At 61.8% G+C, this 21,545-nt stretch carries 25 protein-coding genes and 3 pseudogenes; 21 read left to right on the top strand and 7 right to left on the bottom strand.

What is annotated here, in order from left to right; translation table 11 throughout:
* Positions 1 to 20 precede the first annotated feature (20 nt).
* Positions 21 to 269, top strand: coding sequence for a hypothetical protein (locus tag ACP15V_RS15850; RefSeq protein ID WP_424944686.1), 249 nt, complete (start codon positions 21 to 23; stop codon positions 267 to 269).
* On the opposite strand, the gene ACP15V_RS15845 is transcribed toward ACP15V_RS15850, so the two are convergent.
* Complete coding sequence (locus ACP15V_RS15845; protein WP_424944685.1) at positions 263 to 841, bottom strand: hypothetical protein; 579 nt, start codon at positions 839 to 841, stop codon at positions 263 to 265. The genes ACP15V_RS15850 and ACP15V_RS15845 overlap by 7 nt on opposite strands.
* A gap of 132 nt (positions 842 to 973) precedes the next feature.
* Here ACP15V_RS15845 and ACP15V_RS15840 point away from each other — a divergent pair, with 132 nt between their 5' ends.
* From ACP15V_RS15840 to ACP15V_RS15755, 18 genes are all read left to right on the top strand, one after another.
* A complete protein-coding gene (locus tag ACP15V_RS15840) occupies positions 974 to 1,288 on the top strand; it encodes a hypothetical protein (protein ID WP_424944684.1) in 315 nt (104 codons plus the stop codon).
* On the top strand, positions 1,260 to 1,925 hold the full coding sequence (locus ACP15V_RS15835) for a lytic transglycosylase domain-containing protein (protein WP_424944683.1): 666 nt from the start codon (positions 1,260 to 1,262) through the stop codon (positions 1,923 to 1,925). Before ACP15V_RS15840 ends, ACP15V_RS15835 begins: the two co-directional genes overlap by 29 nt.
* Positions 1,926 to 1,941: 16 nt before the next feature.
* Positions 1,942 to 2,223: a TrbC/VirB2 family protein gene (locus ACP15V_RS15830; RefSeq protein WP_040181317.1), complete on the top strand. Its 282-nt coding sequence runs from the start codon at positions 1,942 to 1,944 to the stop codon at positions 2,221 to 2,223.
* 15 nt (positions 2,224 to 2,238) lie between these two features.
* Positions 2,239 to 2,517, top strand: a complete 279-nt coding sequence (locus tag ACP15V_RS15825; protein WP_170627168.1) for a VirB3 family type IV secretion system protein — start codon at positions 2,239 to 2,241, stop codon at positions 2,515 to 2,517.
* Positions 2,507 to 4,885: a type IV secretion system protein B4 gene (locus ACP15V_RS15820; RefSeq protein ID WP_424944682.1), complete on the top strand. Its 2,379-nt coding sequence runs from the start codon at positions 2,507 to 2,509 to the stop codon at positions 4,883 to 4,885. The genes ACP15V_RS15825 and ACP15V_RS15820 overlap by 11 nt, the downstream gene beginning before the upstream one ends.
* Positions 4,882 to 5,091 (top strand): hypothetical protein, encoded by a 210-nt coding sequence (locus ACP15V_RS15815; protein WP_170627172.1) that lies wholly within the window; start codon positions 4,882 to 4,884, stop codon positions 5,089 to 5,091. Before ACP15V_RS15820 ends, ACP15V_RS15815 begins: the two co-directional genes overlap by 4 nt.
* On the top strand, positions 5,088 to 6,200 hold the full coding sequence (locus tag ACP15V_RS15810; RefSeq protein WP_424944681.1) for a lytic transglycosylase domain-containing protein: 1,113 nt from the start codon (positions 5,088 to 5,090) through the stop codon (positions 6,198 to 6,200). Before ACP15V_RS15815 ends, ACP15V_RS15810 begins: the two co-directional genes overlap by 4 nt.
* Positions 6,197 to 6,964, top strand: a complete 768-nt coding sequence (locus tag ACP15V_RS15805) for a type IV secretion system protein (RefSeq protein ID WP_170627176.1) — start codon at positions 6,197 to 6,199, stop codon at positions 6,962 to 6,964. Before ACP15V_RS15810 ends, ACP15V_RS15805 begins: the two co-directional genes overlap by 4 nt.
* 20 nt (positions 6,965 to 6,984) lie before the next feature.
* Entirely contained in the window at positions 6,985 to 7,398 is a 414-nt protein-coding gene (locus ACP15V_RS15800; protein WP_424944680.1) for a hypothetical protein, read from the top strand.
* Positions 7,399 to 8,412 (top strand): type IV secretion system protein, encoded by a 1,014-nt coding sequence (locus ACP15V_RS15795; RefSeq protein ID WP_424944679.1) that lies wholly within the window; start codon positions 7,399 to 7,401, stop codon positions 8,410 to 8,412. It begins immediately after the preceding gene.
* Between the two features lie 17 nt (positions 8,413 to 8,429).
* Positions 8,430 to 9,110: a virB8 family protein gene (locus tag ACP15V_RS15790; protein WP_037210179.1), complete on the top strand. Its 681-nt coding sequence runs from the start codon at positions 8,430 to 8,432 to the stop codon at positions 9,108 to 9,110.
* A gap of 5 nt (positions 9,111 to 9,115) precedes the next feature.
* Entirely contained in the window at positions 9,116 to 9,850 is a 735-nt protein-coding gene (locus ACP15V_RS15785; protein ID WP_424944678.1) for a TrbG/VirB9 family P-type conjugative transfer protein, read from the top strand.
* Between the two features lie 2 nt (positions 9,851 to 9,852).
* Positions 9,853 to 11,295 carry a TrbI/VirB10 family protein gene (locus tag ACP15V_RS15780; protein ID WP_424944677.1) on the top strand — a complete coding sequence of 481 codons (1,443 nt, stop codon included), beginning with the start codon at positions 9,853 to 9,855 and terminating at the stop codon, positions 11,293 to 11,295.
* 82 nt (positions 11,296 to 11,377) lie between these two features.
* The gene (virB11, locus tag ACP15V_RS15775) at positions 11,378 to 12,355 is read left to right on the top strand and encodes a P-type DNA transfer ATPase VirB11 (RefSeq protein WP_424944676.1); all 978 of its coding nucleotides are present in this window, start codon (positions 11,378 to 11,380) and stop codon (positions 12,353 to 12,355) included.
* Positions 12,356 to 12,582: 227 nt separating this feature from the next.
* A complete protein-coding gene (locus tag ACP15V_RS15770; protein WP_424944675.1) occupies positions 12,583 to 12,879 on the top strand; it encodes a hypothetical protein in 297 nt (98 codons plus the stop codon).
* Positions 12,880 to 12,953: 74 nt separating this feature from the next.
* Positions 12,954 to 13,439: a tetratricopeptide repeat protein gene (locus ACP15V_RS15765; RefSeq protein WP_424944674.1), complete on the top strand. Its 486-nt coding sequence runs from the start codon at positions 12,954 to 12,956 to the stop codon at positions 13,437 to 13,439.
* A gap of 40 nt (positions 13,440 to 13,479) precedes the next feature.
* Positions 13,480 to 14,265, top strand: coding sequence for a 2-keto-4-pentenoate hydratase (locus ACP15V_RS15760; protein ID WP_424944673.1), 786 nt, complete (start codon positions 13,480 to 13,482; stop codon positions 14,263 to 14,265).
* On the top strand, positions 14,262 to 14,399 hold the full coding sequence (locus tag ACP15V_RS15755; protein ID WP_424944672.1) for a hypothetical protein: 138 nt from the start codon (positions 14,262 to 14,264) through the stop codon (positions 14,397 to 14,399). The genes ACP15V_RS15760 and ACP15V_RS15755 overlap by 4 nt, the downstream gene beginning before the upstream one ends.
* A 143-nt stretch (positions 14,400 to 14,542) precedes the next feature.
* On the opposite strand, the gene ACP15V_RS15750 is transcribed toward ACP15V_RS15755, so the two are convergent.
* Both ACP15V_RS15750 and ACP15V_RS15745 read right to left on the bottom strand, forming a co-directional pair.
* Positions 14,543 to 14,734 carry an integrase core domain-containing protein gene (locus tag ACP15V_RS15750; protein ID WP_424944714.1) on the bottom strand — a complete coding sequence of 64 codons (192 nt, stop codon included), beginning with the start codon at positions 14,732 to 14,734 and terminating at the stop codon, positions 14,543 to 14,545.
* Between the two features lie 31 nt (positions 14,735 to 14,765).
* Positions 14,766 to 15,724: pseudogene (locus tag ACP15V_RS15745) on the bottom strand (IS3 family transposase); the annotation flags it as partial.
* Positions 15,725 to 15,756: 32 nt separating this feature from the next.
* On the opposite strand from ACP15V_RS15745, the pseudogene ACP15V_RS15740 reads away from it, so the two are divergent.
* Positions 15,757 to 15,918: pseudogene (locus ACP15V_RS15740) on the top strand (IS3 family transposase); the annotation flags it as partial.
* Positions 15,919 to 16,106: 188 nt separating this feature from the next.
* Here ACP15V_RS15740 and ACP15V_RS15735 read toward each other — a convergent pair.
* The 4 genes and pseudogenes from ACP15V_RS15735 to ACP15V_RS15720 form a co-directional block, all read right to left on the bottom strand.
* Positions 16,107 to 16,262: pseudogene (locus tag ACP15V_RS15735) on the bottom strand (IS110 family transposase); the annotation flags it as partial.
* Between the two features lie 247 nt (positions 16,263 to 16,509).
* Positions 16,510 to 18,423 (bottom strand): type IV secretory system conjugative DNA transfer family protein, encoded by a 1,914-nt coding sequence (locus ACP15V_RS15730; RefSeq protein WP_424944671.1) that lies wholly within the window; start codon positions 18,421 to 18,423, stop codon positions 16,510 to 16,512.
* Positions 18,424 to 18,437: 14 nt separating this feature from the next.
* On the bottom strand, positions 18,438 to 20,366 hold the full coding sequence (locus tag ACP15V_RS15725) for a relaxase/mobilization nuclease domain-containing protein (RefSeq protein ID WP_424944670.1): 1,929 nt from the start codon (positions 20,364 to 20,366) through the stop codon (positions 18,438 to 18,440).
* On the bottom strand, positions 20,359 to 20,979 hold the full coding sequence (locus tag ACP15V_RS15720) for a helix-turn-helix domain-containing protein (protein ID WP_424944669.1): 621 nt from the start codon (positions 20,977 to 20,979) through the stop codon (positions 20,359 to 20,361). The genes ACP15V_RS15725 and ACP15V_RS15720 overlap by 8 nt, the downstream gene beginning before the upstream one ends.
* Positions 20,980 to 21,258: 279 nt before the next feature.
* Between ACP15V_RS15720 and ACP15V_RS15715 the strand changes: the two genes are divergently transcribed.
* Positions 21,259 to 21,507 (top strand): hypothetical protein, encoded by a 249-nt coding sequence (locus ACP15V_RS15715; RefSeq protein ID WP_424944668.1) that lies wholly within the window; start codon positions 21,259 to 21,261, stop codon positions 21,505 to 21,507.
* Positions 21,508 to 21,545 lie beyond the last annotated feature (38 nt).

The following is a 21,545-nucleotide window of genomic DNA, read 5'->3' as shown; positions in this document are numbered from 1 at the left end:
CGCTATTTGGACAGGGTGTTATGAGTGACGACAGTCAAAATGAACTTGGCAACAGTGGCCCGAAGTTAGTGGTCAAGAAACTAACAGGTTGGCCTTTCCAGGAAGGTTACACTGTGGCAAATCAATCAGAAGTTCATGTCTTTACCGATTACCTTTGGAATGATGGCTCCGTGAGCCGCCGTTGGCACGTCGATCCAGATGGAGTTGAATTTCAATCAGTAGAGGCAAGGCCGTTCTCCCTAGAATCGACCAAGCAAACGGATCAGTAGGAAAACCACTCCGAGTGGCCCATGTGGCCCTCGTAGTCAGCGTATTCGACCATGATGCTGCGGGAATATAAGTGCCATCGGCCCCCGCTAGTCGGATAGGCGACCTCCTGGCCACTTTCCGAGATGAATGTTGCAGGCCAGGGTGCGTGAGACCCGTAGACCCGCTGAATGTACCGACAGGTCTGATTCTCGCGATCGCAAGAGCGGACTGACCAATTCCACTGGCGAGATTCATCTCGGGGCTTGTATGAATTCCCGACGAACCAGATCACATGGGTCCGGTTCAGCCATTCGTATTCCGGCAGGTTGGTGTCGAGCTCACCCTCTCCTCCCGACCCACCCAACTCAACCGGCACATGGGCGAAGGTGCAGACCCCGAAGGGCGGCAGGCTCGGCCAGGGCGTGATGCGGCGGATCATAGTACGATAGGCGCGGGCGCAGACGGCGCTCGGGGGGAAACCACCCGCCATGCAGAGCATAATGGCACAGTCAATGTCATAGGCCTGCGCCTTCTCCGGGGATCCGAACACCGCCATCACTCCCATCGTTGCCGCCATCACCTGTCGTCTCATGTCGCTCTCCCGCAAAAGTTGCGGCAACTATCGTGCAATATGTAATTTTCTGCAATATGTCGTATTGACTCTATATGACTTTATGGACTTAGTGTCGTGAAGTAGAAGGGCTCTCGTGGGGAGAGTCCGAACATGCCGATAGCGCGCAACCAGATCCTGATCACCATCGATGGTGTCAAAGACCTGTCCGAAAAGGGCATCGCGTACCGCTGCCGGTATGAGCTCGTGGGGTTCACGGACGATGGCAAGCCGCGCTACCAGTGCATCTACCTGCGCGAGGGCGAGCCGGAAGCCGTTCTGGTCTCGACCCGGATTACCCCGCATGGTCCTGAGCCGCGATACTTCAACATATGGCCGGGGCTCTTCAAACATCATCTCGAGTTCGGTGACGGGCGCGATCTGCGCTTTGGTCCTGACTATGAGCTCACCCTCGAGGAGCGCGGCTGACGTCATCGCCTTCGGTCGCGACGGCGCGGCCAGGACTTCCGGCTGGACCTTCCACGGCGCGAGGCCCGCATGGGCGGGGCTGGATGCTAGTGCTGAGGCGGAAGTCGTTCTGGCCTCATTGGAATCCACTCCGCCTCCCGGTCGCGACGGCATCCTCGCTCTGATCCAGACAACTGCCGTCCGCCACCAGGGGAACCGTGCCCTGCGCCAGGTTGGTCTGGGTGCCGACGACTGGCGGGTTCTGTTCCGCGCCCTGGTTGAGGCGGAAAGCAGCTACAATCCGACTGCCGTCAGCCCCAAGGGCGCTTATGGCCTGGGCCAGCTGATGCCGGACACGGCCCGTACACTCGGGGTCGATCCGCGCAATCCGTCGCAGAACCTCGACGGCGCGGCGCGCTATCTACTGGAGCAACTCGCCACGTTCAAGGATATCGACCTGGCGCTGGCAGCCTACAACGCCGGGCCGCACCGCGTAGTCGAATATTCCGGCATTCCACCCTTCGCCGAAACCCGCAACTACATCGCGCGAATCCACCGGATCCGCTCCCGGCTGGCAGGCACACCCGTTTCCGCGCCGGACATCCGCGTCGCAGACCGGGGGCCAGCCCGCGCGCCCGTCCTCATCGATCTTCAGTAAAACAAGGGAACTCCGCATGCTTCGACATCGCCTCAGCCGCCTCTTGCCTGTCGCCACAACTCTGGCGGCTTTCGCAACGCCAGCTCTCGCGCAAGACTTGTCACCGATCCAGACCATGCTGGAAACCGTCGAGGCCGCACTGACCGGTCCGATCGGTATCGCGGTCGCCACGCTCGCGGTCATCGGCACCGGCTTCATGTGTATGATGGGACGGCTCAACTGGGGCTGGTTCGCCTCCGTCATCATCGGGATCGTGCTGATCTTCTCGGCCGGTACCATCGTCGACGGTTTCTCCTAAGGCTGGAGAATCGAGTTGGCAGAACGATCCCCGCTCTTTCTGGGCCTCGCCCGACCGCCCAAGTATCTGGGTCTCCCCGTCGGATACCTCGTGGTTCTGGCGACCGGGGTCGTTCTGCCGTTCATCTGGACGAAGTCGATGGTCTTCTTCCTGGTCGGGCTCGTCGCCTATCCGATCCTCTGGTTTGTGGCCGATCGAGAGCCACATTTCTTCGAGGTGCTGCGCATCTCCTACGGCTCTGTGCGCGCGACGAAGAACCGGGCCCTGCACGGAGGCGACAGCTTTGGCGCGTGATGCAGGCACCCTTTCTTCCTTCGGGACCGCCTTGCATCAAGCGGGTGGCGGGGCGTTCGCGCGGGAGAGCTATCTCGCCGAACACCTGCCGTATTTCGCGATGGCGGATGACGATGTGATGGTGCTGCGCGAAGGTGACCTCTTGGCGACCCTGCGCCTTGATGGGCTGAACCCGATGACCAGCGAGGACGCCCGGCTCGACGCGCTCAAACGCGCAGTCGCTGCCATCGTCGCCCAGACCGGCAATGCGTTCGGTTTCTACATCCACCGCATCTCCGTACCGCAGGATCTCGGGATGCACCCCATCGAAGGGGACAGTTTCGCAGCCGCGATCGACACGCGCTGGCAGGCCCATGTCAAAGACCTTCGCCCCGCCAAGCGCCAGCTCTATCTCAGCGTCATCCGGCGCCCCGATATCTCCGCGCGCATTCCGCTTCTGCGGGCGCTGGCCCGCAAGGCCTGGGTCAAGGACCGCGCGACACGCCTGCAGGAGCTGAACGAGGTCATGGGCTTCTTCGAGGTGGCGCTTGCCTCGGCCAACCCCGTCAGGCTCACGAAGTCGGGCGGTGAATGGCTGGGCTACCTCAATACGCTGAACGCTGGGGCATTCTCCCCCATCGCCTTCGGGCAAAGCGCCCTGCCTCTGTCGTACACCCTGAGCAATTGCCGCGCCACCTTCAACGGCGATGTCGTCACCCTGACCGACGCCGTGACCGGCCAGGTCAAATACGGCGCACTCTTTTCGATGAAATCCTATCCGGCCCTGACAGACGTTACGTTGCTCGACGCGCTCGACCTGCCGCTCGACATTGTTCTGACGAACTCCTTCAGCCCGATCCCGAACAACATCATGGCCGAACGCATCCAGCGGATCATCCGCCAGATGCATGCCTCCGACGATGCTGCCGTCTCCTTGCGAGAACAGTTGGGCCAGGCCGCCGATGACCAGGAGGCGGGACGGATCGCTTTCGGGGACCATCACCTCTCCATCGCCGTCTATGCGCCCGACCGTGACATGCTCGAACGTGCTGCTGCCCAGATCAAACGCGTCGGCCAGGAGATCATGTCCGTCATCGTGCGCGAGAATATGGCGCTGAAAGCCACCTACTTCGCGCAGTCGCCCGGCAACTTCGGCTACCGCGCGCGCAAGACGCCGATCTCCTCGATCAACTTCGCGGATTTCGCGGCGCTTCACGGCAGCGTCGAAGGACGTGGCCCGGATCAATCGCCCTGGGGCCAGACGATCTCGGTCCTGCCCACGGTTGGCACCTCGGGCTATCGGTTCAATTTCCACGAGGCGGGCAGCCCCGGCAAGGAACCCACGGTCGGCCATACGCTTGTGCTCGGGCGCACCGGGACCGGCAAGACGCTCACCACTGCCTTCCTCGCGGCACAGGCACAGCGGGTCGGCGCGCGGCTTTTTTTCTTCGACAAAGATCGCGGCCTCGAGATGGCCGTCCGCGCCCTTGGCGGCCGGTACAACGAAATCCGGGCCGGCGTGCCGACGGGGCTGAACCCGCTCGCTACCGAAACCGACGAGCGTGGCCGTGCCTGGCTTTCGGATTGGCTTGCGACCCTTCTCACGCGCAATGGCACGCTCTCGGGCGAGCAGTCTCGCCACATCCAGAGCGCGGTCGGCCAGAACGCCGATGCGGGTACGGCCCTGCAACGCTTCGCCAGTTTCGAGACCCTGTTCCAGTCGCTCGATGACGATGGCGAGCTGCAATCCCGCGTTGCCGAATGGGCGCCGGGCGGACGTTATGGCTGGGTCTTTGATGAGCCCGAACGGGGCGCGGGTCTCAAGCTTACAGGCGACATCGTCGGATTCGATATGACCGAAATCCTCGACATGACGACCGAGCGGATGGCGGTGCTCTCCTACATCTTCCGCCAGATCGAACGCGTGGTCGAGGACCGCCGCCCCACCATCATCGTGCTCGACGAGGCCTGGAAGCTTCTCGACGATCCCTACTTCGGGGCGCGGCTGGAAAACTGGCTGGTGACACTTCGCAAGATGAACTGCGTCGTGATCATGATGACGCAGTATCCGAGCCAGCTGGAGGGCAGCCGCGTCGGCAAGACCATCGTCGAGACGGTGCCCACCCAAATCCTTTTCCCGAACGACCGCGCCACGATCTCCGATTACGACTTTCTGCGCGTGAACGCCAAGGAGGCTGCCCTTCTCGTCCAGCCCACCATCGGCCAGCGCATCGCGCTTGTGCGTTCGGCGGGCGACAGCGTCTTCGTCGATGCCGATCTCTCCGCGCTTGGAGACCTCCTCCCCATCCTTGGCGGCGGCGCCACTGGCGAAGCCCGCGTGCCCGCCGATTGGCGCGCCAATCCCGATTTCTGGAGACATGTGATATGAATTTGAAACCCCTCCTTATGCTTTGCGCCGCCGCCAGCTCGCTGTCGGCTTGCGAGACATACACCGAACAAACCTCGCCCTGCTTCGGGCGCAATGGCGAGCCGCAGGTCACGCGGTCCGCGTTTTCGGTCTCGACTATGGGCGCACCAGTTCAGCAGGCAGCCAAACCCGACTGCATCTTCGAAACCCTGCCCCGTCCGGAATGAGCCGCGCCGCGATCATATCCGCCGGGCTCTGCCTTGGCCTCGGCGCCCTGCCCGCGCTCGCCCAGGGCGTGCCGACGCAGGATAATTCCGCCATCGGTCGCGCCATCGCACGGGTGACGGCATTGGCCGAGGATCTGGGCGTCCAGCAGGACAAGGATCGCACCGAATCCACGCTGGCCGACGTCCAAGCCGACCAGCTGCGCGTCCTCGAGGAGATGACCGCCGCGATCACCGGTCCCGGCTTCGACATCCGCGCGCTCGAGGGCAATGCGGAATTCGGGGTGGCGGCCGTCTACCCCAATACTGACCCGAGCCCGATGAACAGCCGCCTCTTCGGCGAGGGCCGCGAGACGGTCGAGATGATGATCGTCGAGGTCGCGGGCGAGTTCGCAGGCGCCCCGGGTGTGGCCCGGGCCGGTCTCTCGGCCACCCAGTGGCGCTGCCTCTTCCAGGCCCTGATCAAGCAGGAAAGTCGATTCAATGTCGCCGCTGAAAGCCCGGTCGGGGCCTATGGGCTGACCCAGCTCATGCCCGGCACTGCCTCGGACCTCGGCGTCGACCGATATGACGTGAAGGACAATCTGCGCGGCGGCGCGCGCTACATCACCACCCAGCTCAATCGCTTCGGCAACATCCCCCACGCACTTGCGGCCTATAACGCGGGGCCGGGCCGGGTCATCGAATACGGCGGGGTGCCGCCCTTTGCCGAAACGCAAGGCTACGTGCGCAATATCTCGAAGTTCTACAACGAGTATCTCGCCGTGGTGGGCGGTGCCGATGCGCTTGGCACGCTCTCACCTTCAGACTTTGCGCTCGCCGAATATGCCAGCATTTCCGAGGCGGGCGTCTATTACGCCGCCGACAGTTCGGCGACCACCGAACAGGTTATCAACCGCCTGCGTGCGATCATCCTGCAGATCGATGCGCAACCCAATGCCAAGGCGGCCTGGGAACTCAACACCTACGCCAAGGCCGAGATCGGCCGCATCCTCAACCTTCGCGTCCGGCTGATGGCCGCCAACCAGCAGCGCGAGGCCGCTTACGCGCAGCACCTCGTGGCCGACAGGCTGGCCGAACGCGACTTCATGCAGATGGGAGTTCCCGAATGAGACAGCTTCTCCTAACCGTAGCCGCGGTCACCACACTCGGGGTCTCTGGCCCCGCCATGGCGCAGGGCGTGCCGACTTTCGACGGCTCGCAGCTTGGCCAGCTCGTGGCCCAGCTCGAGCACATGGCCGAGGACCTGAACGTCCAGATGCAACAGCTGACCACCATGCGGCTGGAGCTTGAGACCCAGCTGTCGCAACTGACGAACCTCGAGGCGCAACTGACCTCACTGATTGAGGGCAGCGGGCTCGGAGAACTCTTCGCCACGGTCGAGGAGTTCCGCGCGCTGCGTGGCAAGCTGGTCGCCCCTCTCAACACCGCGCAGTCTTTGGCCAGCGGCGATTTCCTGAGCGGCTTCAATCCCGGTGCCGAGCTTTCTGCCTCGGTCGAGCGGGTGCTGTCTGGCAGCGGCTTCACCTCGGAACGCCTGAGCACGCTCTCGGGCTCCGACCAACCCGCCGACAACCGCATCGCCACCTCGGCCGGGGCCAGCGCCATGCTGTCGGTTGCCGCGCAGGAAAGCCACGAAGAAGCGGGCCAGAGCCTCGAACGGCTCGAAACCATGGTCGGGCTCATCGACGATCAGGACGGTCTGAAGGCCGCCGTCGATCTCAACACCCGCGTCACCGCCGAGCTCGGCATAATCCTGACCCAGATCTGGCGGCTGGAAGCGGCGCAAGGCGTCAGCGCCGGCCAGCTTGGCGTCGTCGATGCCGCGACCCTCGCGGATGAGCGCAAGTTCCGCTCGATGGCGGTGGATCCATGAGGCAAGCCATCAGCCACAGCTTGGTACCAATTCAGTCTCTTGGTCTCGCCGTGCTTGTCGCGGCCACCCTGCCCTGTGCCGCGCTGGCCCAGACCCCGAGCACAGATCCCTCCGGCGACACGCCTTTCAGCTCGATGGCCATCGCGCGGGATGAGGCCGACGCCTGCCGCGTCCCGAAACCGCCTGCAGGTCTGGCCGAGACCGCCTACCTGCGCAACGGTTACCGCGCGATCCTGCGCATCCTGACCGCCGAAGAGGCGCTCGCCTCGGAGAGCTGCACCTGCCTGCTGGATCAGTTCACCTGGGATCAGGCACTTGACGCCCTGCTCCGGTTCCAGACCTCGGACAACCCGCGCCTGCCGTTCAAGGTACTCGATCTCTACGCTCAAGCCGACGCGCTCGAGGCCCAAGTTGCGGAGGCCTGTGCCGAGTAGATGGGGATCATTCGCGACATCCTGAGCCAGGTCGACGCCGCGGTGGATACCGTGGCGCAGGACGGCTTTGTCTCTTCGGCAGGTGCTGTCGGCGACGTGATCTCCGCCGGGGCCGCGCTCCTTGTCGTGCTTCTCGGGATCAACGCGGTGATGCAACTCCGTCCCCTGCCCTTCGGCACGGGCTTTGCCTTCGGGATCAAGGTGGCACTGGTGGGGATCTTCGCGCAGAGCTGGGACAATTTCAGCGTCATCTATGGCGTGGTCACCGATGTCCCCGACTCCATAGGCGCCTCGATCCTCGCCCTCACCGGATCGGGCGACGAGGCCGGGGTCTATGAGAGCCTCGACAACATGGTCGCGCGCATCACCGCCTATGGCGACACGATCGGCGACCGCGCGGGCTGGGTCTTCGGCGCGGTCCTGGGCGCCATCTTCTTTGTCCTTTCCGCCATCTTCGCCGCCGTCACCGCCGGGATCATCGCCTTCGCCCGAATCGTCTTCGCGTTGATGATCGTCATCGCGCCCTTCATGATCGTGACCTCGCTCTTCAAACCGACCCAATCGCTCTTCGAGGCCTGGACCCGCGCTACCATCGGCTATGCGCTCATGCCGGTCGCGGCCGCCGGGGCCGCAGGCATCATCGTCGCAATCGCCGAGGCCATTGGCGATGCTTCCGCCGATCCCGGTGATGTCGAAACTGTCAGCCTCATCCTGCCCTTCCTCGTCATCCTGATCCTCAGCGCCGGGATCATGGCCTCGGTGCCCTATATCGCCTCCAACCTCACCGGCGTGGTCGGTATTGCGTCGAACGCCGTGGGTCTGACCGGCCTCGCACGTCAGGGGTTCGTGAACACGCGCCAGTATGGCACCGGCACCACTTCGCGCCTCGTCACCGGCAAGTCCCCGCAGGAACTGAACCAGATGGCCAATGCGGGCGTGGTCAAAACCGGCGAGATGATCCGACAAAGCCCCGGCGCGCTTCTCTCCGCCGCCAAGGCCTTCCGCAAACCCTGATGTGAAAGACGATTGACTTGAAGAAGCTTGTGACCAGTTCCCCCGCGCCCGATCGCGATGCTTTCGAGGCGGATTTCATCTACGGGCCGCGGCGGCGCGAGCGTTTCGCCTGGTTCGTCGCGGCGGCGGGTGTGCTGGTGGGCGTCGCCGGCATGGTCGCGGGCGCAAGCCTCTTTCCGCTCAAGACGACCGAGACCTTCGTGGTCGTGGTCGACAAGGAGACCGGAGAGATGGACCGGGTCGCCGCCGTCCAAGCGCTGACGCTTTCCGAGAGCGACGCCATCATCCAGGCCAATCTCGTGGCCTATGTCGATGATCGGGAAACCTATGATCTGACCGATGGCGAGCAGCGCATCAACTCGGTGCTCGATCGCTCGGATGGCGATGCCGCCCGCACGCTACGCGACCTCTGGTCCTCCACCAATGAAGACTACCCGATCACTGTCTACGGCCGCGACGCCAAGATCGAGGTGGTGATCAAATCCGTAAACCAGATCGAGCGCGGCGTGGCCCAGGTCCGCTTCACCCGAACGCTCCGACGCCCCCGAGATACGCGCACCGTCACCCGGTCCTATGTCGCCACCGTCGGCTACGACTTCCAACCCGAAACCCGCCAGCGCCTTCAGGACGTCTGGGCCAACCCCTTGGGCTTCGTGGTGACCTCTTACCGCGTCGACGCCGAGACCCTGGAGAATTGACCAAGATGAAACCCCTGCCCGCGCTCCTCACCACGTTTCTCCTAGCGCTTGCCATGCCTGTTGCTGCACTCGCCGAGGCCACGCCGCAAGGCGGACCGCTCGATATCCGCATCCGCACCGCCGTCTATACTGAAAACCAAGTCTACCGGATCGAGACCGATCTGAGGCATTCGACCACGATCCATTTCGGGGCGGGCGAGCGGTTTGAGGCTGTGATCGTCGGCGACACCGAAAGCTTCCAGGTCGACCCAATCCCCGAGCTCGGCAATGTGCTCACGATCAAACCGCATGTGGCCAATGCCTCGACCAACATGACGGTCATCACCAACCGCCGCACCTATTCTTTCCATCTGCGCGAGGGCTCGATCCCGAACCGCACCGGCATGTTCTTCGAAGTCCGCTTCCGTTACCCCGACGAAGAACGCCGCGCGGCGGGTGCGACGCAGCCCAAGGGGTTCAAGGCCCCGCGCAACTACACCTACCGCGTCTCCGGCGAGGGCGACTTCCGCCCCAGCCATATCTATGACGACGGGCGTTACACGTATTTCGTCTTCCCGGAGAACGGTCGCCAGCCCGCCCTTTTCAAGGCCGATGACCAGGGCCGCGAGCGCACGGTCAACTGGACCCAGCAAGGCAACACAGTCCGGGTGCTCGGGGTGAACACCTATTGGACGCTGCGCATCGGCGACGAGGCAGTTTGTGCCTGGCGCGACGAAAGCGCCATCTACGTGAGCAACTGACCATGGCCGATCAAACCCCTCCCGACCTTCAGAACCGCCTTGATCAATTCAGCCAGCGCGGCAAATCCAAACGCCGGGGCAACAGCCTAGGGGTCGGCGCGCTAGCCGCCGCCCTCGCGCTTGGCGGCGCCGGGGTCGCGTATTTCCTGGCCACCGGTCTGCAGGAGGGTGACAGCGCGCTTGAGACCTCGGACGTCGAGACCTTCCAGGACCGTCGGACCGGCACCGGCGGGCGGCTGGAATTCCCACCCGACGAGACCGAGCAAAGGGTGAATGACGCGCTGATCGCCGTCGAGGAGGCGCTCGACGTGCCTGCGGCCCCGGCCCCCGAGCCAAGCGCCGAGGTGCTGGCTGAGATCGCCAAGCTCCGCGAGGCCCTCGCCGCCAGCCAGGCCGCGCGGAATTCGGAAATCCAGTCTGCCGTCGCGGACCTGCGCGAAGCCTTCGACGAACAGAAGGCGGCGCTTGAAGCGACGCTCGCCGCCAAGGAAACCGAACTGGCCAACCTGCAGCGCCAGACCGAGACCCGTATCGAGGGGCTGCAGTCCATGCTCGATGCCGAACGGGCGCAGCGCGAGGGACTCGAGGCCGAGCTCGACCGCGAGGGGTTGATCGCCGATCAACGCCTGCTCGAAGAACGCCGCCGACAGGAAGAGGAGCAGCGCCTCCGCGAGGCAGAGCGCATCGCCGAAGAGCTTCTGACCGCGCAGATCAAGTCGCCGGCCGTGGTCTATGCCGACGGTCCGCGGGGTGGCCAAAGTGGCACCGCGGTCGCCGATCCGGCAGCCGCTGGCACCGGAGCACCAATCCTCTCGGGCAATGAGCAGTACCTGCAAAGTGCGCGGCCGCTCGAAGTGCAGGAGGCCGCTCGCCTCACCCATCCCGAACGCACGCTAACCCAGGGGTCCGTCATTCAAGCCGCGCTCCAGACCGCTATCAACAGCGACTTGCCCGGGTCAGTGGTTGCGGTCGTCTCCGAACCGGTCCCGGCGTTTTCTGGAGACCGGATCCTGATCCCCCGTGGCTCCCGCCTTTTTGGCCAATACCGTTCCGGCGTCGAGATGCACCAGAAGCGCATCCTGATCCTCTGGACCCGCGTCCTGACCCCGGACGGCACCTCGATGGAGATCGCCGCCGTAGGCGGGGACCAGCTCGGCCGCTCTGGGCTCACCGGTGTTGTCGACACCAAGTTCACCGAGCGCTTCGGTGGCGCGGCGCTGATTTCCGTGATCGGGGCGGCTCCGGCCGTGGCGGCCGAGAGTGCCAACAATAAAACCACAAGCATTGTTCTGGGCGATGTCGGCAGCGATCTGCAGGGCGCGGTCGAATCGGTCATCGCCGACCAGGTCTCGATCGCGCCCACGATCTATGTCGATCAGGGGGCGTCGGTCACCGTTCTCGTGGATCGGGATGTGGTGATTTACGGGGGTTCCGGTTCACAATGAAAAAGCAGCATCGGGGTTCGCGTTCGAGCCGCAGGCGAGAGGCAGCGAAACCAGATTCTATATTACCGGAACCACCGAATTGATGGAGCAGGCATCCCCCACTTCCTACCTCGAGCGGTATCTCGACCCGTTCCGCGGCCTCCTGAAGCGCGACGACGTTGTCGAAATCGCGATCAACCCGGACGGCAAGGTCTGGCTCGAGGTCGCAGGCGACGCCACCATGCGCCACGAAGGCCAGACCGTGGATCGCACCACCGCCCTCAACATGGCCCAGACCATCGTCGGCGACGCCAAGGCCCGCGTCTCTGAAAAGAACCCGCTCGTCTCCGGCAAGGTGGAATATACTGGCCGTCCCCTCCGGGTCCAGGTCGCCGTACCGCCCGCCATCGATCGCGGTGCCTCGATCACGATCCGTCTCTTCGCCTCGGGCAGCGTCCGAGACTACGCCCCCGCCTATCTCTTCGGCAAGGCCGTCTCGCTCGATGCGCTCCGCGCCGAGAAGATGAAGAACATCGCCACGCTCGCCGAGGAAAACCTCGAGGCCGCGCTGCAGACCCTGGTCGAGGCGCGGCTCAACGTCCTGATCAGCGGCGGCACCTCGACCGGCAAGACCACTTTTGCGCGCCACCTTCTGACCCACGTGAGCGAGCACGAGCGGCTGATCACCATCGAAGACGCCTTCGAGCTCTTCCCCGGCCAGCCGAACACCGTCGCCCTTCTGGCCGACCGCGGTGCCGGTTCACAACGCAGCGCCAACGCCCTGCTTCAGGCCTCCCTCCGAATGCGCCCCGACAGGATTATCGTCGGCGAGCTGCGCGGTGCCGAGGCCCTGACCTATCTCGAGGCCATCAACACCGGCCATGGCGGGTCGGTCTCAACCATCCACGCGGAAACCGCGGAACTCGCCATCGACCGGCTGGCAATCATGGTGCTGCAGGCTGGCACACCGCTGACCTTCGCCGAGGTCCGGGAATACATCCGGAAATCCATCGATGTGATCGTCCAACTCGGACGGGCCGAGGGGAGGCGGGGGATTACGGAGTTCTATTTGCCAGGTTGATCGTAATTTCCAAGGTGCGGGGAATGTGACTTCATTTGCCACAGCACGCAGGAATGATCGCCCAGCGGACGAAGCGAACTTTTACGATTTGAAAATGAAAGTGTGAAAAACACATATGTGCGCGAAGGATATTTACGATCAAGAGCTGCAGTGATAATGAGCTAGTTGGCCACGCTGAGGAGCGCAGCCTAGCTCGTTTTCCAGCAACTGCGAAAACAAGCTATTTTTTGTTTAATGTCGAATTCTCAGGATTACAAATGAAAATCATCCCTTTGACTGCGGCGTTACTCACAGTTGCTGGCCCATTGTTTGCAGCAGAGTGCACGAAGAAAATCAGCGACCAACGCCAGAGTGTTTATGCTGGGTTGGTGGCACGTTTGAAGGCGGAAAAACCGGTTTTGGCTGAACAATATGCGAAAGATGCACAAGACAAACAGATGGCCTGGATGGCAGACGCGGCGAGCCCTTGCGAGTTGATTGAGCTTATGATTCAAGATGTTGAGACAAATTTTTTGAACAAGTGATCGAGCCTGGCGACATTTTGTTGGAAAAGTCGCTACCTTCCTACCAATGGTAGTTTTTCTGTGTGGAGAACAGCGTGAGTTACAGAACTTTCTTTGTCATATTGACCTCAGCAATGATAACGCCTCCTGGAGCCGCCATATCTCAGACCCCGCTCGAACTTCAGATGCTTTGCTTGAAAGGAAACGCACAAGACTGCAATGAACTTGGTGTTCAATACCTGTGGGGAAATGGCGTTCGAAAGAGCGAGAAAATGGCTTTCAGTCTTTTTGAAGCGGCTTGTAAAGAAGGGCTGGCCGAAGGTTGCACTCGGTTTGCCCGTCTGGTCGAATATGGCGAAGGGGACGAAGATGAAAATTTTACCAAAGCTCTAGGGTTATACATCAGAGGTTGTGCGGGAAAGTATCCGCCAGCATGTGCTGATTTGGGGGTTACGTTTGAAGAAGAGCCTCTGAACAGCCCTCAAAGTGCCCACCATTTCTTTAAGCTGGCATGCAGCTTGGGCGATGAGTTTTCCTGTGAAGAGGCAAGACGCCTCTCCTCCATTCGAAACGTAGACTAATGGCTGCTAAGCCCCTCAGAAGTAAAACTAGAGAGAAATCATGACGCTTCAAGAAATTGGCGCTGCGATTGCGGAATCCCGTAAGTCATGCAAAAGGTTACTTAAATATCCCTCACCTATGCCCAAAAGTTTGGAAGATGCGTACATAGTTCAGGAACACATGGCACGGGCAATGGGAGAGCCGGTTGTTGGTTGGAAGGTCGGTTTTACTTCAGCAACCGCACGTAAGGCGGCAGGTGTGAGTGAACCGTTAGCCGGACCGCTGTTTCAAGAAACGATCTTGGGCAACGGAGCGACAGTAGATGTCAACGTTGACGACCTGAAGATCGTTGAGGCCGAAATAGGATTCCGTCTCAAAGGGGATCTCCCCCCTAGCAAAGCGCCATATACGCGCGAAGCGGTAGTGGCAGCGATAGGTACAGTCCACCCCATTTTTGAGATTGTGAACAAGCGTCTGCCTGGAGATGTCAAGGAGACACCAGAATGGCTTGTCGCCGACGGTTCGATAAACCAAGCCGTTGTAGTCGGCGATGGCTCTGCTTTTGACGCGAAGAAACCTCTGACAGCCGAAACAGTTGTTCTGAGCGCAAATGACAAACCTATCTCCGAGGGTATTGGGGCAAACGCCATGGACGACCCGGTGACTGTTCTTGTTTGGTTGGCAAACCACCTAAGTGCCAGAGGAATTCCTTTAAAGACAGGAGAACTGGTCGCCACCGGGTTACTATGCGATCTCGTCTTTGGTGAAGTGGGCATTACCTATTGTGCCGACTTTCAGTCACTTGGCACCGTCACCATGGCTTTTGCAAATACTTCGGCTTCATGAAATTGAATGTCCGTCGTCAGAGTTTTGGAACCAATGGCGGCCTAAAAAAAGAGAGTTTGGCTCATCTGGTTGGTGTGATTATGCGGCGCGTCTTCTGTGATGCAAGCGTCGCGTTTCAAGCGTCTTTTGTTTGATCCTTTCCCATTGTTCCAGAATGGCTGTGTCACGCCCGAAGTAAACATCTGCGGGTGTGTGATCAGCCCCCGTCTTTTCTTAAGACCTGAACGGATATGTGGGCTGAGCTACTCCCCAAAGTTTGGACAGTTTCGGGCGTGCTTTAAGCTACTTTCTGCTCCTGCTGATCGGGTTGGGTTTCATTTTTTCTCAGCCAATAGACCACGGCTGGAGGTTTGCCGCCAAGGGCGGAATGGGGCCTTTCGATGTTGTAGAAGGTCATCCAGCTGCTGATTACTCGCCTGGCCTGGAAGCCGTCGCTGATCTCTTCGAGATAGATCGCCTCCCGCTTCAGCGACCGTGACCTGCCCCCGAAGCTCCCTCATTCACAACGAGAGTCTGCGGGTCTGGTTTTCATATTGGTCGTGGTCAGTTTGGGCAAGCGCGCCGGGCGCGGAGCCCTCAAATTGCTCAAGCGTCCGGCGCGCTTCTGCGGGTGTTTGGTTTTCGAGCGATGAGTGTGGCCTGACTTGGTTGCAGTCGTATCGCCAAAGCGCCAGCTTCCTGCGAGCGTCGTCCACGCTGTCGAACATCTCCTCGTTCAAAAGCTCATCGCGCAGGCTTCCGTTGAATGACTCGATGAAAGCATTCTGCTGCGGCTTGCCGGGGTCGATGTAGTGCCAGCCCACGTCGTTGTCGTTGGCCCATTTCAGGATGGCCCGACTGGTGAACTCTGTCCCGTTGTCACTGACAATGCTGGTCGGTTTGCCATAGATGCGCACCAGGGCATCCAGTTCTCGCGCAACCCGATCCCCTGAGATGCTCGTATCGGCCATCAGACACAGGTTCTCACGGCAGCAATCGTCGTTTACCGCCAAGATGCGGAACCGACGGGATGCGCCGAACGTGTCGGACAGGAAGTCCAGCGACCAGCGTTCGCCTGGCCTCAGCGCTTGAAGCATCGGTGTTCGCGAGCCACGAGCCCGTTTGCGTCCACGTCGTCGCCTGACGCCCAGCTTTTCCTCCGTGTAAAGCCGATACAGCTTCTTGTGGTTCATGATCATTCCCGTGCGCTCCAGCATCACGCCGATCCGCCGGTAGCCAAACCGGCGTCGTTTGGCAACGACGGCCTTCATCTCCCTTCGGATGCCAGGGTTGTCCGGCGGGCGTTCGCGCCGGACAGTTTTGGGGGCGACACCAACGAGCCTGCACGCCCGACGCTGCGAGATATCATGATCCTGCATCGCCCTGAGCGCTGCATCACGCCGTTCGCTTGGCGTCGTCAGCTCTTTCCCAGCAAGTCCTTCAACACGACGTTGTCCAGCATCTGATCCGCGAGCAGAAGCTGGGCGTCCGGCGACGACGAGGCCGGAAGCGGGCCCGTGGCTCGCGGACGCCGATGCCGTGGAATACGCTACCTTGGAATGGGTCGATTGGTTCAACAATCGCCGCCTGCTGGAGCCCATCGGGAATATCCCGCCAGCAGAGGCCGAAGCAAACTTCTACGCGGCTATGGAAAGATCAGACTTGTCCGCGTAACTAAGACAAATCAGCCTCCGGCAAACCCGGCGCGGTTCAGATGCCCTTTTGTGATTGCCCAAGCGGTCTCAGCCGTCAAGAATCGGTCTCTCCCATGGCAAACACAGGGTACGCGCGATGGCGGCCCTCACCGTCCTTAAAACGAGATCCAAAATCCCAAGCGGAAGACCTGAACATTATCTACGAGGTCAGCGAACTGCCTCCACGGCTCCGATCAGACAAGGGTCCTTCCGCCTGGGCTCGCCCCCTTCGAAGAAGGGGTGATAGGGTTCGCCGTGTTTGATCACGGCGTGTACAGTGCGCGCCATCTTGGCTGCTATGGCGGTGTAGGCCTTGCGGCGCAGAAGCGGACCGACTGGAAGCCGGTGGCTTCGATCCATTAGGTGGAAAGTAAATTCGGCCATCATTTGACACTGCGGACCGAATGAATGGTTGTTTTGCTGAGCAGTACCGAGCTTTTCGTTTGTGCCGCATTTTCCACGCTGCAACCTCACGTTAAGGAAAGTTACTTCTCCCGCTCGAGGCTCACTAGCAACCTTCGCCGCAGGGAACGCAAAGGCCGGCATTTTGCAGTTCACAACTTAGTCAGTATTATGCACCCAGCAACTCCTCAATAAAATCCTCCTGCCGGTCGAACGTCGCTTCCCATTCCTTCGGCACCGCCCCTTCCCGCTCGAGCGTCTCGGGCTCAGGCTGCCCGCGTCCAGCCTCTATCGCCATCACGCTCATCGCCCGCGCTTCGCGCCGCTGCGAGCGATCCCGGACAGGCGCGCGTTCGGCTGGTTTCGCCTGCTCGTCTGCGCCGGTTTCTTCAGCACCATCGCCGCCCCAAGGTCCCACGCCCTGCACACTCGGCGGATAGGGGAACGGCTTACCCTCCTGGCGGGCGAGCATGTCCTTGAAGAACGGATCGTCGTAATACTTGATCCGGCTCGCCTTGATCGGATGCTGGGGCGAGGCGAGGATGATGACCTCGTCGGGGTCCATCAGGCGCGCTTCGGTCTCGGAAAGCAGCGGCCGTTCTTCCAGCCGCGCCGAAGTCGACGTCGCGCCGAGGAACCCCTTGTTCCGGCCGTACATCCGGGTGACCGCCTCGCGAGTGGTGCTGCCGACGGCCGCGGAAACCTCTTTTACCGTCCGCTGATCGCGAGGCGTGATGTAGAGCTTAAGCCCTGCCCCGTTCTCGAGGCTCTCGCGGCCTTCGGACCCATAAATACGGTCGAGCGAAGCCAGCGACTGAGCGATCATCGCGACGCGGCCGCCATAGCTAGCGAGCGAATGAATAGCGCGTTCGAGATAGGGCATCGCCCCCATCTGCTGGAATTCGTCGATCATCATCATGACCGGCCAAGGCTCGTCCGGACCCGGCTCATTCAATCGGATCGACGCGATAAGATCGGCGAACATCAGGCGCAGAAGCGGCGCCAGCGTTGCGATGTGATCCTCGGAGACGGCGATGTAGAGCGACTGCGGGGTCTTCCGGAAGGTTGAGAAATCAAAGTCGCTGTCTTGCGTGGCCGAGCGGACCGCCGGGTTGTCCCATTGCTTGAGACCGGCGGTCATCAGCGCCTGGATGTTCGAGGTCAGCAGCCGCGACGAGGCCGAGGCCGCATTGGTCCAGAGCTCGCGCAGGATGTCTTCTTCCGCCTCGTCAGCATAGGTCTTGTACTGCGCGTTCTTGTAGTCCCCCCCGGCGACAATCTTGTTCACCTCGCCAAGGTTCGGCGTGCCACGCTGGATCGCCAGCAGACAGGCCGCGACAAAGATCGACTTGCCGGCCTCGGAGAAGGTGTCGAGCGTCTTGTTGTCCTTGTCGAGGAAGAGGTCGGCCAGGATCGAGACCTCGGTAAAACGCTGCGCGAAGCTCGGGGCCTTGGCGATCCGGGCGAGAGGGTTGTAGCGATGCGTGGCATTGGCCCAGTCAAAGGGACTGAAGCGATAGACCTCGTCACCGTTCAGTGCGCGAAGCCGCGCGGTTTTCTCGAAGTTCTCACCCTTGACGTCCAGCACCACGACCGAGCCCGCGAAACTCAGTAGGTTCGGGATCACGAAGCCCACGCCCTTACCGGCCCGGGTGGGCGCGACCATCATCACATGCGGGATAGTGGTCGAGGAGATGAACTCAGCTTTGGACGTCGGGGCTCCGAGCTTGCCGCAGACAAAGCCCTTGCCAGGCGCTTGAAGCATGTCGTTCTTCTTCAGCTCCGCCTTTGTCTGCCAGTGGGCCGAGCCATAGTCGTCCCGCTCCTTCTTCCAGGTCCAGGCAAGCGCCAGGGCGCCGAGGCCGATGGCTCCGAAGGCGACGGCGCCAAACCCCACCTTGAAGGCCGCAGGATGTGCCGCGCGTGTCACGGCGCTGGCCTTCCAGAGCGCCAACATGTCGAAGCTCTGAAACCCGGTTTTCAGGGCCAGGGTCAGGTAGAAGGCGGCGACGATGGTGCCGATGACGGCGCCGCAGATCACACCGAAAAGGAGCGCGGCCCAGAGGGGAAGTGTCTTGGTCATGGTGGTCGTCCCCCTCAGAATTCCATCTCGTCATCGAGACCGCGGTCCCGACCGAGATCGCGCCCCATTTCCTGCTCCTCCTGCTGGCCGCGCAGTCGTGCCACCTCGGTCGCCTTGTCCTGCTGCAACCCGGCGGCGCGGTCGGTGAAGACCTGGTCGCCCGTTTCCTCAAACGTCATCTCAAGGAACTCCTGCGTGACCGTGATCTGATCGAGCTTGCTCGGAAGGGCTGCGTCCAGCACCTCGTAGTTGCCGCGCCGAAGTTCGGCCAAGCCCTCTTCGCCCAATTCCTTGAAGAGCTCGGATTGCAGTGTCCGCTCGACCGTCTCTTCCTGTTCCTCAGTCAGCTTGCCGTCACGCAGCATGTCGGCGAGGTCCTGTAGGTAGGGATTGGGCGTCCGGTCGTCCTCGTAGATGAGCGGCAGCGTCGCCTCTTCCTCATCGGCAAGGGTCCGGCCGATCTCGACGCCCAGTTCCTTGGCGCACTCCATCAGGGCGTCCATCACCCCGTCGACCTTCTCGAGCGCGGCATCGAGCTGCTCGTCATTGGCGGTCTCAACGCTGAGACCGTCTTTCGCCAACACCGCGTTCATGTCCCCTTCGACCCAGTCCTGCGCCATGCCGTAGTTCCACGTGCCACCCGCAGCGATCCGGGCCACCAACTCCTCGCTATCCATGCCTGCCTCTTCGGCGCGCTCGAGCACGTCACGGAGCCCTTCGTCATTGCCGGACTGCAGCGCGGCGATCAGCACCTCGCTGCCCGCCCCCGGAGGATAAGGTTCTTCGAGCTGCTTGCCGAAGCGCGCGCGCAGTTCCGGGTCTGGCACCATCTGCGAGAGGTCCGCGATGATCGGCGCGGCCTTGGCTTCAAAGGCGGCGCGCTCGGCCGGGTCCAGTTCTTCGGCCTTGAGCCTCAGCGCCTCGATCGTACGCTCGGAATAGTCGATCGCATCACCGACGGTCTTGATGTCCTTCATGTCTATCTCTCCTTCGGTGAAGTTCCACGGCATGCCGGAACCAAGCCCCTCCGCCATACCGCGCACGGCGCGTGCCATGTGGCGCTGGTCCACCCGGTCCAGCAGGTCGGCGAGGGTCTTGTAGTCCTTGGCGAAGCCCACCACCTGGGCCTGCGCGATGGCGGATTCCTGGGCTGTCAGGGCGATCTCGCGCGGCAGGCGGGCCTCTTCCTTGGCGCGGTAGATTTCCTCGATCCCGGCGGGCTTCTCGAAGATGCCGCGCTCGAGCCGGGTGGTGGCGTCAAGCATCACGCCATAGCGCTCCGCGATTTCGGCCTGCTTCTCGCGCATCAGCTGCGGTGACATCACGCCCTCGGCCCAGCAGGAAAACCAGGTGCCGTTTTCGACGCCGCGATTGTTCAGGATGATATGGACGTGCTTGTGCGCCCGGTCGTCATGGACCGCCAGGACGTAGTCCCATTGGTCGCCGTATTCACCGCTCTCGAAGAAATGCTCCGTCCAGTCCATCGCGATGTCGCGCACCTGGTCGACCGTCACGTCGGTCGGGAACGAGAGCAGCATGTGCGAGGTAAACCCGAGCTTGGTCGAGCCCCGCCATGTCCCGGCCCAATCCTCGATGATGTCTTCCTTCTGCGCCTCAGAGAGCACCGCCGCATCGGTCAGCGCGTTGGTCATCGTCGAGTAGGTGTAGACCGCCTTGTCGTTGATGTAGGAGATCTGCGCCCCGAGCGAAGCACGCGTCTTGCAGCCCCCGGTCCGGATCCTTTTGAACACCGCCGCCCGGCTCTGGCCCGAGGCCGCCTTCAGCGCGTTGCGCGCCGACATGGATCCAACGCGCGCGAAACTCCGCCCCTGCCGACGCCCCGCCAACCGCGCGTCGATCTGCGCCGCGGACTGGCCCCGGATGCGCTCATCCTCCCAGAGCCGGCCCATGACCGAGGTGTAGAGGGCGAGTGGATCAGCCATTCCTGACGAGCCTCAATCCGCGCTCGATCCTGCGCGGGCCATCCTCCAGAGCCGCGCTCTCCGCCCCCTGCCCCTCTTCCTTTTGCGGCCACTCCTGATGACGCAGCGCCTGCGCCGCATCCTTCATCCGGCCCATCTCACGGCTCATCGATTGCGCAAGATCGAGCAGTTCGATCAGCACATCGCGATCCGCCTCCGAGACCTCCAACCGACCGCGATGGACCGCCTTGGCGAGCACCAATCCGGCGTTGCTCACATCCTTGGCCTGACGCCATGCGGCGCAGAATTCCGTGACCAGATCACGCGGCACATCGAGGAACCCGCACCGCCCACGCAGCACTGCATTCAGCGCCTGTGACCGGTTGGCATAGCCCCGTTCACGCCACTCCGCGTCGAACGCTTCCAGCTCGGATCGACTGGCCCGGAACGCCACTGTTTCGCTCGGGTCGCGCACCGCGATCCCCTCCCCCGCCTCCTCTTTCGCCAGCCTGTTCACATGGCGTGGAGAGATGCCAAATGCCGCCGCCAACTCCTTCGCGCCCTCGCCGGCCGCAAAGCGCCGCGCGACTTCGATGCGCTGCTCAAGCTTCAGGTTTTTCGCTGGCCTCGGCACGGGTCAGACCCCTCGGACAAAATGTGCAAACATTGGGCATATCCTGCCAACGTCTTCCTTTTCTCCTTCGCTTATACCTCAATGCATCATATTGCGCAATATGATGTATTGAATGGTGTATCTTTTTGCCCACCATTTCTGGCACACCTCGATCAACAGAGTGCAGAGAGGCCCGACTATTCAATGCACTTCAAACCGACACCAGTCGGGGAACATTGAGGCCTTCTTTTTCTTCTGGGCCCCGCCTAAAATTTCGTTCAGCTTTGTTCGCGTGGGAGCATGAACGAAACAGAAAAAGGCCGCCCAGAAATGGGCAGCCTCTTCTTCTGGATGCTATGCGGCGCGCGACCGTCAGGCGGTAGTACCTTCATGATCCGTCAGAACCATGTTCGCGGTGACACCAACAAAAAGCGGCGTGATTTGATACTCGCTCTCGTCGCTATTAGGCGGCGTCACCGCGACGATTGCCACGGCTGGTTCGCCATCAAGGAAGCCGGAGAACAGCACGAAATTGTCGTGGTCTCCTGAAGTCAGCGCCTAAAAGGCGCTGATGTGTTCGGGACGAA

This window comes from Aliiroseovarius crassostreae, assembly GCF_049803815.1.
Lineage (GTDB): Bacteria > Pseudomonadota > Alphaproteobacteria > Rhodobacterales > Rhodobacteraceae > Aliiroseovarius > Aliiroseovarius crassostreae_A.
Note: the sequence above shows the minus strand (reverse complement) of the source record. Positions and strands in the feature narration are given on the sequence as shown.

Excerpts from the sequence above, each read along its gene's own strand:
- ACP15V_RS15780 (WP_424944677.1), top strand. The coding sequence starts at position 9,853 with ATGGCCGATCAAACCCCTCCCGACCTTCAGAACCGCCTTGATCAATTC.
- ACP15V_RS15840 (WP_424944684.1), top strand. The coding sequence starts at position 974 with ATGCCGATAGCGCGCAACCAGATCCTGATCACCATCGATGGTGTCAAA.
- ACP15V_RS15755 (WP_424944672.1), top strand. The coding sequence starts at position 14,262 with ATGAAATTGAATGTCCGTCGTCAGAGTTTTGGAACCAATGGCGGCCTA.
- ACP15V_RS15795 (WP_424944679.1), top strand. The coding sequence starts at position 7,399 with ATGGGGATCATTCGCGACATCCTGAGCCAGGTCGACGCCGCGGTGGAT.
- ACP15V_RS15830 (WP_040181317.1), top strand. The coding sequence starts at position 1,942 with ATGCTTCGACATCGCCTCAGCCGCCTCTTGCCTGTCGCCACAACTCTG.
- ACP15V_RS15815 (WP_170627172.1), top strand. The coding sequence starts at position 4,882 with ATGAATTTGAAACCCCTCCTTATGCTTTGCGCCGCCGCCAGCTCGCTG.
- virB11 (WP_424944676.1), top strand. The coding sequence starts at position 11,378 with ATGGAGCAGGCATCCCCCACTTCCTACCTCGAGCGGTATCTCGACCCG.
- ACP15V_RS15835 (WP_424944683.1), top strand. The coding sequence starts at position 1,260 with ATGAGCTCACCCTCGAGGAGCGCGGCTGACGTCATCGCCTTCGGTCGC.
- ACP15V_RS15810 (WP_424944681.1), top strand. The coding sequence starts at position 5,088 with ATGAGCCGCGCCGCGATCATATCCGCCGGGCTCTGCCTTGGCCTCGGC.
- ACP15V_RS15805 (WP_170627176.1), top strand. The coding sequence starts at position 6,197 with ATGAGACAGCTTCTCCTAACCGTAGCCGCGGTCACCACACTCGGGGTC.
- ACP15V_RS15785 (WP_424944678.1), top strand. The coding sequence starts at position 9,116 with ATGAAACCCCTGCCCGCGCTCCTCACCACGTTTCTCCTAGCGCTTGCC.
- ACP15V_RS15730 (WP_424944671.1), bottom strand. The coding sequence starts at position 18,423 with ATGACCAAGACACTTCCCCTCTGGGCCGCGCTCCTTTTCGGTGTGATC.
- ACP15V_RS15715 (WP_424944668.1), top strand. The coding sequence starts at position 21,259 with ATGAACGAAACAGAAAAAGGCCGCCCAGAAATGGGCAGCCTCTTCTTC.
- ACP15V_RS15760 (WP_424944673.1), top strand. The coding sequence starts at position 13,480 with ATGACGCTTCAAGAAATTGGCGCTGCGATTGCGGAATCCCGTAAGTCA.
- ACP15V_RS15725 (WP_424944670.1), bottom strand. The coding sequence starts at position 20,366 with ATGGCTGATCCACTCGCCCTCTACACCTCGGTCATGGGCCGGCTCTGG.
- ACP15V_RS15845 (WP_424944685.1), bottom strand. The coding sequence starts at position 841 with ATGAGACGACAGGTGATGGCGGCAACGATGGGAGTGATGGCGGTGTTC.
- ACP15V_RS15850 (WP_424944686.1), top strand. The coding sequence starts at position 21 with ATGAGTGACGACAGTCAAAATGAACTTGGCAACAGTGGCCCGAAGTTA.